This is a genomic window from Psychrobacter sp. CMS30 (assembly GCF_904846565.1).
GTDB lineage: Bacteria > Pseudomonadota > Gammaproteobacteria > Pseudomonadales > Moraxellaceae > Psychrobacter > Psychrobacter maritimus.
Genome location: NZ_CAJHBF010000029.1, coordinates 1 through 15,045, shown reverse-complemented (window position 1 = coordinate 15,045; position 15,045 = coordinate 1). Strand labels below are relative to the sequence as shown.

At 44.2% G+C, this 15,045-nt stretch carries 13 protein-coding genes and 1 pseudogene; 10 read left to right on the top strand and 4 right to left on the bottom strand.

What is annotated here, in order from left to right:
• Positions 1 to 94 precede the first annotated feature (94 nt).
• Entirely contained in the window at positions 95 to 442 is a 348-nt protein-coding gene (locus JMX94_RS12105; RefSeq protein WP_201565742.1) for a carboxymuconolactone decarboxylase family protein, read from the bottom strand.
• A 662-nt stretch (positions 443 to 1,104) separates the two neighbouring features.
• Between JMX94_RS12105 and nfuA the strand changes: the two genes are divergently transcribed.
• Both nfuA and JMX94_RS12095 read left to right on the top strand, forming a co-directional pair.
• Positions 1,105 to 1,788, top strand: coding sequence for a Fe-S biogenesis protein NfuA (gene nfuA, locus JMX94_RS12100; RefSeq protein WP_183621311.1), 684 nt, complete (start codon positions 1,105 to 1,107; stop codon positions 1,786 to 1,788).
• A 284-nt stretch (positions 1,789 to 2,072) separates the two neighbouring features.
• Positions 2,073 to 3,377 (top strand): O-acetylhomoserine aminocarboxypropyltransferase/cysteine synthase family protein, encoded by a 1,305-nt coding sequence (locus JMX94_RS12095; RefSeq protein ID WP_201565740.1) that lies wholly within the window; start codon positions 2,073 to 2,075, stop codon positions 3,375 to 3,377.
• A 115-nt stretch (positions 3,378 to 3,492) separates the two neighbouring features.
• On the opposite strand, the pseudogene JMX94_RS12090 reads toward JMX94_RS12095, so the two are convergent.
• Together JMX94_RS12090 and rsmI are read right to left on the bottom strand one after the other, a co-directional pair.
• Positions 3,493 to 4,511: pseudogene (locus JMX94_RS12090) on the bottom strand (adenosine kinase).
• 72 nt (positions 4,512 to 4,583) lie between these two features.
• Positions 4,584 to 5,543 carry a 16S rRNA (cytidine(1402)-2'-O)-methyltransferase gene (rsmI, locus tag JMX94_RS12085; protein WP_201565738.1) on the bottom strand — a complete coding sequence of 320 codons (960 nt, stop codon included), beginning with the start codon at positions 5,541 to 5,543 and terminating at the stop codon, positions 4,584 to 4,586.
• A 141-nt stretch (positions 5,544 to 5,684) separates the two neighbouring features.
• Here rsmI and JMX94_RS12080 point away from each other — a divergent pair, with 141 nt between their 5' ends.
• The 8 genes from JMX94_RS12080 (at position 5,685) to hisC (ending at position 13,993) form a co-directional block, all read left to right on the top strand.
• On the top strand, positions 5,685 to 6,200 hold the full coding sequence (locus JMX94_RS12080; RefSeq protein WP_201565736.1) for a YraN family protein: 516 nt from the start codon (positions 5,685 to 5,687) through the stop codon (positions 6,198 to 6,200).
• Positions 6,201 to 6,464: 264 nt separating this feature from the next.
• The gene (locus JMX94_RS12075; RefSeq protein WP_201565734.1) at positions 6,465 to 7,301 is read left to right on the top strand and encodes a BON domain-containing protein; all 837 of its coding nucleotides are present in this window, start codon (positions 6,465 to 6,467) and stop codon (positions 7,299 to 7,301) included.
• Positions 7,302 to 7,493: 192 nt separating this feature from the next.
• Positions 7,494 to 8,495 carry an alpha/beta hydrolase gene (locus JMX94_RS12070; RefSeq protein ID WP_201565733.1) on the top strand — a complete coding sequence of 334 codons (1,002 nt, stop codon included), beginning with the start codon at positions 7,494 to 7,496 and terminating at the stop codon, positions 8,493 to 8,495.
• 165 nt (positions 8,496 to 8,660) lie between these two features.
• A complete protein-coding gene (locus JMX94_RS12065) occupies positions 8,661 to 8,912 on the top strand; it encodes a BolA family protein (protein ID WP_011514505.1) in 252 nt (83 codons plus the stop codon).
• A gap of 119 nt (positions 8,913 to 9,031) precedes the next feature.
• Complete coding sequence (gene murA, locus JMX94_RS12060; RefSeq protein WP_201565732.1) at positions 9,032 to 10,300, top strand: UDP-N-acetylglucosamine 1-carboxyvinyltransferase; 1,269 nt, start codon at positions 9,032 to 9,034, stop codon at positions 10,298 to 10,300.
• 100 nt (positions 10,301 to 10,400) lie between these two features.
• Complete coding sequence (gene hisG / locus JMX94_RS12055; protein WP_201565731.1) at positions 10,401 to 11,096, top strand: ATP phosphoribosyltransferase; 696 nt, start codon at positions 10,401 to 10,403, stop codon at positions 11,094 to 11,096.
• Positions 11,097 to 11,384: 288 nt separating this feature from the next.
• Positions 11,385 to 12,680: a histidinol dehydrogenase gene (hisD, locus tag JMX94_RS12050; RefSeq protein ID WP_201565730.1), complete on the top strand. Its 1,296-nt coding sequence runs from the start codon at positions 11,385 to 11,387 to the stop codon at positions 12,678 to 12,680.
• A 179-nt stretch (positions 12,681 to 12,859) separates the two neighbouring features.
• Positions 12,860 to 13,993 carry a histidinol-phosphate transaminase gene (gene hisC, locus JMX94_RS12045; RefSeq protein WP_201565729.1) on the top strand — a complete coding sequence of 378 codons (1,134 nt, stop codon included), beginning with the start codon at positions 12,860 to 12,862 and terminating at the stop codon, positions 13,991 to 13,993.
• Positions 13,994 to 14,258: 265 nt separating this feature from the next.
• Here hisC and JMX94_RS12040 read toward each other — a convergent pair.
• Positions 14,259 to 15,045: anthranilate synthase component I family protein (locus JMX94_RS12040; protein WP_201565727.1), on the bottom strand; the 787-nt coding region annotated here is incomplete at its 5' end.

The following is a 15,045-nucleotide window of genomic DNA, read 5'->3' as shown; positions in this document are numbered from 1 at the left end:
TGAGAGCTATCAGCATCGTATAGACAAAAAAACTGCCAGTGATGGATTTAATCACTGGCAGTTTTTTAACAATGAAGCTGATTAAGAATAAGGTTTAAGCGTCTTTACTAAACTCATTAAATGAAGCAACGGCTTCGGCAGCGTACATCATTGACGGACCGCCGCCCATATAAACACACATGCCCAAGGTTTCAGCGACTTCTTGCTCGGTGGCGCCAAGTTGTACCAATGCTTTGGTATGAAAACCGATACAAGCATCACAGCGCGCGCCAACCGCTAAGGCGAGGGCAATCAGCTCTTTGGTTTTTTTGTCCAATACGCCATCTGCGGTTGCCGCTGCACCGAGCTGCGAAAAGGCTCTGCTGGTTTCAGGGATATGTTTGTGTAATTTTGCCATATTGGTTGAAACGTGTTTAGTGATGTCTTTAAATGATTTAGTCATGGGATGGATGCTCCTCGTTACGCCAGATTAAAACGCTTATAAAGTGCAAGCGTGGTTTATTGAATGTGAGTTCAATGCAAACGTACTTTTAGGTAAAAACTGCTACGTTTTCTTGAACGGTTATTTCAATTATGGAATAGGCTAGGTATTGAATTCGAAAGTTTTTGTTATATTTAATTATAATATATAAAATTATATATTAAATCAAGAGGCTTATTTGATTTGCTTGCGTCAAAATTGAACGGATGCGTACATGAGGCTATGGCTTTTGAAAAACTTTAAATGGTTTTTTGCTTACCAAGCACATGGATAGGGCTAATAAAGTTTAAAATGCTGATTATCATTAAATAAGCGCTTTAAACTTGATAAGTTGGCTTGCGGTCTTAATATAGAATGGACAATTACGATAAATGGATTATTAAGGTAGCAGTCAGGCCACTGCTAAATCGCAGTAGCACGGTCGGAATTATGCGTTAAGTGCGCTATAATAGAGCCAATAACTGCTAATAACTGTTAATAAATACGAACCGTCATGACGGTTAAAGCAATAAAACCATATACCAAGATGATGGATAATTTCATTTATCCCACCCTCACATGACATTGACGACACAGTAGACGTGACCAATATAACGCTTGTGTCATAACACATAGGAAGCATTATGAGTGAACACAATCCAACTGATACTCAAGTAGAACCTGCTGCCGATTACGAGTCAGCGTTAGATACTGAGCAAACGGAAGCCAAAAGTAACATCACCATCACTGAAGCCGCGCAAGGTTATTTGGCAGATTTACTGGCGAAACAAGATACTGATGGTATCGGCGTGCGTATCTTCGTTGAGCATCCAGGTACGCCGCGTGCCGAGTGCTGCATGGCTTATAATCAGCCGGGCGAAGAAGACAGCGCTGATTTGAAATTTACTTATGACAATTTTTCGGCATTTATTGAAGCGGCATCGGTTCCTTATTTAGAAGATGCGGTGATTGATTATAATAAAGACCGTTTTGGTGGCCAGCTGACATTCCGTGCGCCAAACTCAAAAGTGCCAAAAGTCGGTGCCGATGCCAGTGTCGAAGAGCGTATCAACTATGTCTTGCAGTCTGAGATTAACCCAAGCTTGGCCGCTCATGGCGGTGATGTACAGCTGCTTGAATTGATTGATGAAGAAGGCGTTGGTCTGACCGCCGTATTAAAGTTCGGTGGCGGTTGCCAAGGCTGTTCAGCGGTTGATATGACGTTACGTCAAGGCGTTGAAGTACAGTTAAAACAGCAGATTCCAGAGCTGACGCAAGTGATTGATGAGACCGATCATACCCGTACGGAAAACGCTTACTATAAATAAAAAATGATGAATCGTTATAAAAATAGCGCCGATATCACCTAGGAATATGCTTATTAGTTTCATTGCTTATAAATATTGCTTATGAATATTTGTCATTAAGAGATGAGAAATTTGCTATTCTTTTAATAAAGAAGCTGGGTTATGATTAACTCAGCTTTTTTTATGATTGTTGCTTTTTTATTATGACTGTCGTTTAGCGATAGATATCTTAGTATGAATTTTTTTAAAATTTTTTTAATCATAAAATCTTGATTTAATAATTAACGAATATATAGGAGCACATTATGAGTGATGGACAACCAGCTAAGCAAAATACCCAGCGTCTTGAGACCTTGGCAATTCACGCCGGCTATACTGTAGAGCCAACCACCAAAGCAGTTGCCGTGCCTATTTATCATACCAGCTCGTATGCGTTTGATAATACCCAACATGGCGCGGATTTGTTCGATCTAAAAGTCGCTGGTAACATTTATACCCGTATCATGAACCCGACCAACGCCGTATTAGAAGAGCGTGTGGCGGCACTTGAAGGCGGTATTGGTGCACTTGCGGTAGCGTCTGGTATGGCGGCCATCACTTATGCCATTCAAACCATTTGTGAAGCGGGCGATAATATCGTCGCAGTATCGACGCTATATGGCGGCACTTATAATCTATTTGCGCATGCTTTGCCGCGCCAAGGTATCGAAGTCCGCTTTTTTGACCATAAAAACCCGGAAGCGATTCGCGACTTAATCGATGATAAAACTAAGATGGTCTTTGCGGAAAGTATCGGTAACCCATTAGGTAACATCGTTGATATCCAAGCACTAAGTGATATCGCGCATGAATACGGCGTACCAGTGGTGATTGATAGCACGGTTGCGACTCCGGCGTTATGCCGTCCATTTGAGTTTGGCGCTGATATCGTCATTCATTCATTGACCAAATATATGAGCGGTACCGGTACTTCGATTGGCGGGGCGATTGTTGATAGCGGTACTTTCCCTTGGGGCGATTACCCTGAGCGCTTCCCACTATTAAACACCCCAGATGAAAGCTATCATGGCGTAAATTTCGTCAAGGACGTTGGCGCAGCGGCCTTTATCGCTCGTGCTCGCGTGGCACCACTGCGTAATACTGGCGCGGCACTTAGTCCGCTTAATGCTTTTAGTATTTTACAGGGCTTGCAGACACTGGGTTTACGTATGGAGCGTCATGTTCAAAACGCCCAAGCGGTTGCCGAATATCTACGTGACCATGATAAAGTTGCTTGGGTGAAATATGCCGGTTTGCCAGACCATCCTGAGCATGAGCTTGCTAAGAAATATATGAAAGGCACGCCATCCGCTATTTTAACCTTTGGGGTAAAAGGTGGCTTGGAAGCAGGCGCGCGCTTTATCGATGCGCTGCAACTGATTACGCGCTTGGTTAATATCGGTGATGCTAAATCACTCGCTTGTCACCCAGCCACCACTACCCATCGTCAGCTCAACGAGCAAGAGCTAGAGAATGCTGGAGTAAGTACGGATATGGTCCGTCTATCGATTGGTATTGAGCACATTGAAGATATTAAAGCTGATTTAGAGCAAGCACTTGCCGCTGCTTAATTAAGCAATAGCTTTCTTCTGCTTTGTAAATGAATACTAAAAAGCCCATATCCGATGATATGGGCTTTTTTATAAGCGACTTATTATGAAAGATTGGTCTAAGACAGTTAGATGATTAAACAGTTAAAACACGGCGTGAGATATCTTGATACTCTTGCGATGATAGGCGTGGACCAAACTGCTGAATCACTTGTGCGGCTACTTCGCTGGCAAGTCGTCCGCATTCTGGCAAGCTATAGTGCTGCGATAAAGCATATAAAAACGCCCCAGAATAGTTATCACCGGCGCCATTGGTATCGATAACATTGGCAACAGCTGGTGTCGGAATCTCATAAATCTCAATCTCAGACTCATCATTTGGCTTATGCGCGATGATGGCGCCATTTGGACCATCGGTAACAACCGCCGTTTGGCAATGCTCCAGTAAAGCTCGCGCTGCCGATTTATGCTGTTTTTTATCGGTGAATAATTTGGCTTCTTCACTATTCAGAATATCACCGCGACTTTATTGCCAAGCATATTAAGCAGGCCTTCTTTGGCAAACTTTACCACCGCAGGATCAGCAAAGCTGACGGCGATTTTGGCACCATGAATACCGGCTTGTTGGCGCAGTTGGGTCATCGCTGGCTGAATACCTTCAGACATCGCCAGATAGCCTTCTAAATATAACCAGCCAGCTTGGGTTAGTGCCTCAAAGTCGACGTTATCAGCGGTAATATCGCTTGAAGTCCCAAGGAAGGTTTGCATTGTACGCTCGCCATCTTCGGTCACTGCCACCACGCACGAACCGGTCACACCGCCTGCATGAATTGACTGAGGGGAGGTAGCAACGCCTGCTTCATGTAAGTCTTTTAGATAAAATTTGCCTTGTTTATCATCGCCGACGCGGCAGGCATAAAAAGGTTTACCGCCCAAACTTGCAAAGGTATACATCGCATTGGCCGCTGAGCCGCCGCCCGCTTGTTTTGATGGTGCAATCTCTGCCAGCTTAAAATAAGCCAATAGTTGCTGCTGTTCTTCAAGTCCTGCCAGCGTCATATTGCCTTTGGTCAGGTCAGTCTCTTCTAGCGCTGCATCCGACAGCAGATATTCGTGGTCAACCAAGGCATTACCTATCGCCATCACATCGTACATTATGTCTCTCTCCTCAATGAATTTATCAATGCTTAATTTATCAATGCTTCGCTTATTTTTTTATAGTAAAAATTATTCTGCTTGTAGCTCAAGTAGGCGCTGATAGAGCGCGTTTTTTTTGACGCCTGTGATATCGGCAGCTAGGGCAGCAGCTTTTTTAACCGATAAATCCTCTAGTAAGCGCTGTAATAATTTATCATGAATACTGATATCGTCATCGTCTTGCGCCACATTTACCCCAGCAACGACGACGACAATTTCACCGCGTTGCTGATTGTCATCGGCTTTAACAAATTCAACCAATTCGCCAAGCGTGCTTTTATGCACGGTCTCAAAGGTTTTGGTCAATTCACGACAAAACGTCACTTCGCGCTCCGCGCCAAAAATAGCAGCCATATCTTCTAAACTGGCAATAATACGATGCGGCGCTTCATAAAATATCAAGGTTTCGGTACGTGCATTCAGAGCCGTTAATTGTTTTTGGCGACCGTGGGTTTTGGCTGGTAAAAAGCCAATAAAGCTAAAGCGGTCTGATGGCAACCCTGCAACGGATAGCGCGGCAATAGCAGCAGAGGCACCAATAATAGGGGAGACGCGAACGCCAGCAGCATGGGCGGCTTGTACCAATTGATAACCGGGGTCACTAATCAGCGGCGTGCCAGCATCACTAATCAGCGCAACCGAATGACCTTGCTGAATCATCTCAATAATTTTGGGTGTTTGAATGGCGCTATTATGTTCATGATAGGCCCAAAGCTTATTATGACCTTTTTGCTTGGTAGCGCTATCAGCATCTTTTACAGCGTCAGTTGTGCTGGTATTGCTATCGCTATCGTTAGCAATAGTTTCTTTCGTATCTTTGGTATGGATACCAAAATGTGATAACAGCTTGCCTGAAGTGCGGGTGTCTTCACAGGCGATGATAGCAACCTGCTTTAGGGTATCGATTGCGTGCGGTGTCATGTCGCTCAAATTACCAATCGGCGTGGCAACGATATAAAGACAAGCTGGCATCGCGGTAGGGCTAGACATGAAAACCTCTGAGTATTAAGAAAGACTATTAAAGTATTAAAAAAGGATATTAAAAACGAATAGTAAAAATGTGTGGCGCTATAAAGGCTGATTTAAATAAAAAGTCAGTCAGCATAAGAACGCGAAAGTGGTTAGTTTAGCATGATGTGCTATGATAATTCTGAAATGTTCAGCTGGCCCATAGACGTGATGGCAAATGACAAACCGTTAACTCTTACTTCACCGACACAGCGTCAAGGCAGCCGTTTTGAGCAGCAGGCGTGTGAGTTTTTACAAGCGCAAGGCTTGATATTGGTGGCGCAAAATTGGCAGCAACCAAAAGTGGGTGAGCTTGACTTAATTATGCTAGAAAAAGGGCAGGCATGGTCGACGCTTGTCTTTATTGAAGTGCGGCAACGGCAGCGTTCAGGATTTGGTGATGCCGCCCTTAGCGTGACAAAAAATAAGCAAAATAAGGTTATTAAAGCGGCGCGTTATTTTTTGCAGCAGCATCCTGAATATAGTGAGTATGACTGTCGGTTTGATGTGATTGCCTATGATACCCATGCTAATACTAATGCCAATAATAAAAATAAGAGGAATGATACCAATCAAGCACCGTTAATAAATACGCAAGCAGAATGGTTACAAGGCGCTTTTATCGCCTCAGCTTGGTAGTCATAGTAATAAGATTTTTGAGGACTTAAGTAGTTTGAAAGCTTAAGTGGATTTAAAGTTAAGTGGATTTAAAGGTTAAATTAAACGGTAAAATAAATGCCAGCATCAAGCCGTCGTTACCAAAAGCCTAACCGCCTAGCGTAAAAATTCAGTAAAGTAGCTGAACTAAAAATTATTAATTGAAGCGAAGTCGTATTATTCTCACTATGACTTATTAGCACTATTCATCATTTAATTATTACATCATGTTCTAAGAGGTAAACCATGACACGGATGCATTTGCGCACTGCTATTTTTGGCTCATCACGCCGCAAGACGATTAGCGTTATGCTACTGACCAGCATCGCCGCGACTGGCTGTACCACCAACTATTTAACCAATAGTACAGAAGGTACGTATGGCGTACCGATGACAGAGCGCACCATTCCGCAGCGTCTGCTCGATCGCAGTATTGAGCATACCGTCAAGATTAACGTCTATGGTCTGCAAGAAAATTTACAGCAAACCAGCCGTATGAGTATTGATAGCTTTAATAGTGAAGTATTGCTCACCGGTGAAGTGCCAACGCAAGCTATCAAAGCAGAAATTGAAAAAGTCGTCAGCTCTATGCCAGACGTGCGTCATGTCTATAATGAGCTTAACGTCAGTGCCTCAAGGGGCTATAGCTCAACCGTCCACGATGGTTATATCACCTCTAAACTACTGGCAAAAGTAGCCTCTAGTAATGGTGTGAAAGCCTCGCAGATTAAGGCGGTGACCAATGATGGCGTGGTTTATATTATGGGGCGTATGACACCAACGCAGCAAAGCCACTTGATTGATATTGCCAATAATACCGTCGGCATCACAGAGTTGGTGCTACTGACCACCGTTGTTGATGATAGAGGGGTAAAGATAGGCGATGATGACATCATGTATGAAAATAATTTGGCCAATCCTGCGGCCATACCAGTCGTTGAAAGTGGTGCTGCGCCAGCACTAGCAAGCTCAGTAGCGGTAGATCCAACGATTAATGCCACGCCGATTATCGTCAACGAAGATGGTACGCCTATCAATCAGCCGTCATCGAGTCCTTATATTGACCTTTATCAAAATCCCTAACTAGCTATTTTGATTACAAGCACAAGAATGCTAAACAGTCATAACAGGAACAGCACGATAAATCCCTAGCCAGCCAGTAAGATATAGACCGTAAAAATAGAAACGATAGCTTGAATAAGACAGTCGTTTTATTATCAAATATAAACCGACGACTGATGTATTAATGATTGACCGATAATAGGACTGCTGGCGATGACGGATTTAAATAAAGAGACTTTAGAAACTGTGCAAACTGTGCAAACTGTGCGAACTGGGAAAATAAAGAGTCGCAAGCCTAAACGTATCAGCGTGGGCGTTACGGCGGCATTGGCCGTTGGCGGCATTGCGCTTGCAACTCAGCAAGTACAGGCATTATCGGCGCTGGCTATCGTCAATGGTATTACTTCAAATGGCGGTGTTGGTGTCAGTAAAAATATTTTGTATGGCGATGAGCCCAATCAAGATTTAGATATCTATTATCCTAAACCTTTAACAAAAGCCATGAAGTCAAAAAACGTGACTGATGATAACGCTATTAATGACAGCTATCCGATGGTGGTTTTTGTCCATGGCGGTTCGTGGGAAAGTGGTAGTAAAGATGAATACACCTTTGTTGGTCAAAGCTTGGCGCAAGCGGGCTATGTCACCGCAGTGATTAATTATCGTAAAGCCCCTGAGCATGTGTATCCTGATTATGTGCAAGATGCCGCGCAGGCCATCGCTTGGAGTTATAACAATGCCAAGAGCCTCCACGCTGACCCCAAGCGTTTGGCGGTGATAGGGCACTCTGCGGGTGCATTTAACGCGGTTGCTGCCGTCGCCAATGAAGATTTTTTAGCACCTTATGGGATAAAGCCAAAAGATATTGCCGCCGTGGTTGGCATTGCGGGCCCTTATAGCTATGACTTTCGTAAATTCAGTAGTAGAACTGCCTTTGGGTCAGATGCGACGCCAGAGACAGTGATGCCAGACCGCCAAATTAAAGGTGCGCAGCCACCGTATTTATTATTGACTGCCGAAAAAGACAAAATCGTCCATGTGACCAATACCACTAAAATGACACAGGCATTAAAAGCGGCGGGCGTTAAAGTGGAAACAGGCGAAATCGCAGGCGCCAGTCATGCGACCAGTATCGGTGCGATGGCACCGCCATTACGCTGGGTCAATGATGTGCGTGCACAAGTACTCAGCTATCTTGATAAAACCCTTAAGTAGTTAATGTCACAATATGGTTAGCGCTCATTGATTACAGTACGTTTGCCGCTATGATAAATAGTTAAACGCAGTTGCGTAAGACAGTACTGTAAGATGGTCAAACTCTTGTTATAATGACGTTACTTTAATCCTATACCCTATTTAAACTTTAAGGCAGAATATTCTATGAGCATGAACGCTGACGATTTGATTGCATTTTTACAAACTCACTTCCCAGATGCTTTTATTCAAGCTGCCAATCAAGGTACCAAGTTTGATGTACGGGTGGTTGATGCCAGTTTTGAAGGCAAGCGCGCCGTACAACGCCAGCAGGCTGTTTACGCCTTGGTAAACGACAAGATTGCGAGCGGCGATATTCATGCGCTCAATATTCAAGCCTTAACGCCAGCCGAATGGGACGTTCAATCTCAAGGCTAACTCTTTTTACCTATGACTTTTATCTATGACCTGAATTTGTCGCACCGGCACTTTATATTGCGGGTTTTATCATTTCCGGTTTCTCATCATTTTTATACTTATCGCTAGGTTGTCACCTTATGGATCAATTTTTAATCACCGGTAGCAGTCGTATCGCAGGGGAAGTCACGATCTCAGGCGCCAAAAATGCCGCTTTGCCTTTACTTGCCGCTATGATTTTGGCCGAGACCCCAACGACATTGCATAACGTGCCATCGCTACAAGATGTGCGCACCTTGATTGAATTGATCGGTGGCATGGGCATTGATATTCAAAAGCAGGGCGATACTGTCACCTGCGATACCAAAAATATCGATAATTTTTATGCGCCGTATGATTTGGTAAAAACCATGCGTGCCTCGATTTTAGTCTTAGGCCCTTTACTGGCACGTTTCGGTGAAGCCGAAGTGTCATTGCCGGGCGGCTGCGCTATCGGCTCACGCCCTGTTGACCAGCATCTAAAGGCCTTTGAAGCCATGGGTGCTGAGATTAGCGTTGAGAATGGTTATGTCAAAGCGCAAGCGCCAAAAGGCGGCAAGCTTATCGGCTGTAACTTCTCTTTTGATATGATAACGGTTGGCGGTACTGAAAACGTTATTATGGCAGCCGCATTGGCCAAAGGGACGACAGTGCTTGGTAACTGCGCGCTTGAGCCAGAAGTGGTCGATTTGGCCAATATGCTGGTAGCGATGGGTGCTAAAATTAGCGGTATTGGTACTGCAACCATGACCATCGAAGGCGTTGAGCGCTTGCATGGTTGTGAGTATTCGGTGGTAGCAGACCGCATCGAAACAGGTTCTTACCTTGCTGGCGCTTTGATGACACGCGGTGATGTATTGGCCAAAAACACCTCCGCACTTTTATTAACGCCAGTGTTAGAAAAATTTGAAGACATGGGGGCGATTATTACCACCGGTGATGATTGGATTCGTGCACAAATGAAAGGTCGCCCATTACCGGTTAATATCCGTACCCAGCCGCATCCAGGTTTCCCAACCGATATGCAAGCGCAAGTAATGGCGATTGCTTGTCTTGCCGATGGCACCAGTACTTTTATCGAAAACATCTTTGAAAATCGCTATATGCACGTGCCTGAGCTTAACCGATTGGGCGCGTCTATCCAAGTAGACGGTCATGCGGCTGTCGTCACAGGGGTTGAATGCTTCACTGCTGCTCCTGTCATGGCAACGGATTTACGGGCGTCGATGTCATTGGTGATGGCTGCTGCTGCTGCTGAAGGCGAGAGCTTGATTGACCGCATTTACCATATTGATCGTGGTTATGAGCATGTCGAAGAAAAACTACGCGCCCTTGGGGTCAATATCGAACGCATTAATACCAACGACTAGAATGGTTAATTAGCCGCTGTTATTGGTATTCACGTCTATTTATTAAACTTAATAATGCCTTTTAAGTAAGGCAACTAACTGTACACGGACACGAGTCATTATGACTGAAGCAAGCAATAGCCTTTCAACTGACGGCTTATTAAACGAAGTAAATGATGAGTTTTCAGGTTTGACACTTGCGCTATCAAAGGGTCGCATCTTAGAAGAGACGATGCCTTTGTTACGCGCTGCTGGTGTCGAATTATTAGAAGACCCTGAAGCGTCGCGCAAACTTATTTTTCCAACCTCAAACCCAAATGTACGTGTCTTAATTTTGCGTGCCAGTGACGTGCCAACCTATGTTGAACACGGTGCTGCTGATTTTGGCGTGGCGGGTAAAGATGTGTTGCTTGAGCATGGTGCCAATCACGTTTATGAATTGCTAGATTTGCAGATTGCTCAGTGTAAGCTGATGACCGCTGGTGTTAAAGGTGCGCCGCTGCCAAATCGTCGTCTGCGTATTGCGACTAAATACGTCAATGTTGCCCGTGCTTACTTTGCTAGCCAAGGTCAGCAAGTCGATGTGATTAAGCTGTATGGTTCGATGGAGCTTGCACCATTAGTTGGTTTGGGTGACTTGATTGTTGACGTCGTCGATACTGGTAATACGCTACGCGCCAATGGACTGGAAGCGCGCGACCATATTTGCGATGTGTCGTCACGCCTGATTGTCAATCAAGTCAGCTATAAGCGTAAATTTGCCCTGCTTGAGCCGATTTTAGATAGCTTTAAAAATAGTATTGCCAGCGCTTCTTAAACCAATACTTGTTTGGTACTGATGCAACGCGCTTATCACACGCTAGCAATCATTGATAATATCAAGCACGGTTATACAAAATTTTAAACCAGTTTGGCGCTCTAGGATAGATATAGCGTGCTAAACTGGTTTTGTTGTATTTGCTTGCCAGAAAATAAAAGCTCAGTATAATCTGAGTCAGCCATCCATAAATACGCTGGGATACCAGCCTTTTTTATTTTCCCAATTGCTCTTTTATCCCATCTATTCTTTATAGCCGTATTTCATGCTCAACTATAGGATTAAGTCATGCGCCAACTAAGTACTCAAGATGCTGATTTTGACAGTCAACTGACCCAACTGCTTGCTTTTGAAACCGTGAACGATGTTGAATTGCTAAAGACCGTTGACGATATCATTGCAAAAGTACGTCATGGTGGCGATAGCGTGGTACTGGCCTTGACCCAACAGTTTGATCAGCATCCAGCGACGACGATACAAGAGCTAGAGCTGACTAAAGAGGCACTTGCTGCAGCGTTTGCCAATCTTGACGATACCGTCAAAACGGCTTTGATGACCGCAGCAACACGCGTACAAACATTCCATGAGCGCCAAGTGCAAGAAACTTGGCAATATGAAGACGAGCTTGGCAATCGCTTAGGTCAAAAAGTAACGCCGCTTGATCGCGTTGGTATTTATGTGCCCGGCGGTTTGGCATCTTATCCGTCTTCTGTATTGATGAATGCGATTCCTGCCAAAGTAGCTGGCGTTGCCGAGGTAATCATGGTGGTCCCAGCGCCAAAAGGCGTTCTCAATCCATTGGTCTTAGCAGCAGCGCATTTGGCACAAGTTGACCGTGTCTTTACCATTGGCGGTGCGCAAGCCGTTGCTGCCTTGGCATACGGCACCGAAACGATACCAGCTGTAGACAAAATCACTGGCCCTGGTAACAAATACGTCGCAGCGGCGAAGCGGGCGGTATTTGGTCAAGTCGGTATCGATATGATTGCCGGCCCCTCTGAAGTATTGGTCTATGCAGAAGGCGAGGCGCAAGATCGCGCGGATTGGTTGGCGATGGATTTATTGTCGCAAGCGGAGCATGACCGTATCGCCCAAGCTATCTTCGTTACTACATGTAATAAGCAGCTTAAAGAAGTCGCTGCTGAGATTGAAAAAGCCTTGGCAGAGTTGCCAAAAGCCGATATCGCCCGTGACTCGCTAAAAAATCGTGGCGCGCTGATTTTGGTTAAAGACCGTGCAGAAGGTATGGCGGTGATTAATCGCGTTGCCCCTGAGCATTTAGAGTTGTCCGTCGATGAGCCTGATGCGTTACTTGATGATATTCGTCATGCTGGTGCTATTTTCATGGGTCGTCATACGCCTGAAGCGATTGGTGACTATTGTGCAGGACCCAATCACGTGTTGCCAACCTCTGGGACGGCGCGTTTTTCTTCGCCGCTCGGTGTTTATGACTTCCAAAAGAAATCATCGATTATTTATTGCAGTGAGGCGGGTAGTAAGCCCCTGGCTAAGACAGCCGATATTTTAGCGCAGCGTGAGGATTTAGAAGCCCATGCGCGCTCAGCCCGTTATCGTTATCAATAACAGCTATAGGTCGATGTAGGATTTGCTTTTGAGTTTTATTTTGAGAAGCTTTTTTAAGCATGTATATTTAATGACTGTATTTACGAGATAGATTTAACAACTGATTTTTAAGAACTATATTTACAAATTATATTTAATAAAGATGTCTAATAATGATATGGCTAATAGTAGGATAATTTATGAGTGAGTTAAAGATAGACACCAGACTTTGGTCTTCTAAAGCGCGTAACTTGTCACCTTACGTTCCTGGTGAGCAGCCTCAACATGAAAATTTGTGCAAATTGAATACCAATGAAAATCCGTTTCCGCCCTCACCAAAAGTCGGCGAGGCAATCGCAAAGGTTTTACTGCAGCAAGCGGATGACCTGCGTTTATATCCTGCACCTGAGTCTGATGAGTTGCGTGCTGCCTTGGCCGAGTTATATAACCTTGATATCAATCAAGTGTTTGTCGGTAATGGCTCTGATGAAGTATTGGCGTTGGTATTTGCCAGCTTTTTCCTCAAAGAGCGCCCTGTTTTAGCGCCTGATATTAGCTATAGTTTCTACCCTGTTTATGCCAATACTTTTGGTATTGAGCTGGTACAAATTGCCCTAGAAGAAGACTTTAGTATCGACCCCGATGCCTATCGTCAGCCTTGTAGCGGTATCATCATCGCCAATCCTAATGCCCCAACCGGTTTATTATTATCGCTTGCTGATATTCGTAAGCTTGCTGGTGAGCACTCAAATTCAGTGATTGTGATTGACGAAGCTTATATCGATTTTGCGCAAAAAGAAGAGGGTAGCTTGGATACAGAAGTGTCAGCGGTTAGCCTGATTAATGAGTTTGATAACTTGCTCGTGACCCAAACCTTTTCAAAATCACGCTCGCTTGCCGGTTTACGTGTCGGTATGGCGTTTGGTAATGCGTCATTAATCGAAGCATTGACACGTATGAAAAATAGCTTTAATAGCTATCCACTCGATAAGTTGGCGCAAGCGGGAGCGACTGCCAGTGTGTTAGATGTGGAATATTTTACCCAGACCTGCCAGCAAGTCATCGACTTACGCCAAGCGCTCACCGCTGATCTGACGACGCTCGATTATGAAGTGCTGCCATCGCACGCCAACTTTGTATTTGCTCGTCCAAAAGATGGTGAGGCAAGTGCGGTAGCCGGTACGTTACGCGAGCAAGGTATCATCGTGCGTCACTTTGATAAACCGCGTATCAATGAGTATCTACGTATTACCGTTGGTACAGCAGCGCAGAACCAGCGTTTAATTGATGCCCTAAAAGTGTTGCAAGTAGAAGCTGAAAGCGTTGCTGAGTAAAACCTTGTTTAAGATTTATACTTTAATGGTCTAAAGCAAAAACACCAAGTTATAGTCAGTTCAAAATAAAATCGATACGTTAATAGTTAGGTGCGACTGGTATAAATTTTCCTTGCTTGCTGCTATCACAGAGGCTACGAAAAATTCATCACAGTCGCACTGTGTCTGTTTTAAAGTGCGTCTACTATATATAAATAAAAAAGCCTGCTCAACATGACGTTAGCAGGCTTTTTTATTGGTTTTTTATTAATCTCTTAAACAATGCTTAAGTGTATTTATCGCTATTGTCTTGAGTCAAAACGCCTAAAAGGTTACCGACTTTATCAAGGCATTCTTGATATTCAGCATCACAGTTAGAAGCAACGGTAATGCCACCGCCTGCCCATAAGCTAACATGTCTTTCTTGTTCTAACTCATCATTCGATAAGGTATTTGCTTGCAAAGTACGTATCAATACATTCCATTGCCCGCTACCATCGAAGTTCATATAACCTAATGTGCCACAATAAGCACCGCGCGCTGCACCTTCTAACTCCGAGATAATTTCAACAGCGCGTTTTTTTGGTGTACCTGTAATGGAACCAGCGGGCAAACTGCCAAACAATACGGCAAGCGGGTGGGTATCTGTCTTTAGCTCAGCGGTGATGGTGCTGACCATATGATGCACATTGCTAAAGCTCTCAATCGCAAATAATTGCGGCACTTTGACGCTGCCAATCTTGGCATATTTGCCCAAATCATTACGTAGCAAATCGACAATCATGACGTTTTCGGCACGGTCTTTTTCGCTATCAATAAGCTGCTGTTTATAAGCATTATCTTGTTCAGTATTTAACCCACGCGGCATCGTACCTTTAATAGGTTTGGTGCGTATATGGTGCTTGCCAGTGTCATCGTCTTTAATAAAGGTAAAAAATAACTCAGGCGAGCAGCTTAATAATTCAAATTGATGGTCTGGCGTATTAACGCTTATTTCAATAGTAAAATCATTAACCGCTAAATACCCTGCAAACGGCGCATGGGTATTACGATGCAAGGCAGGTAAATAATCA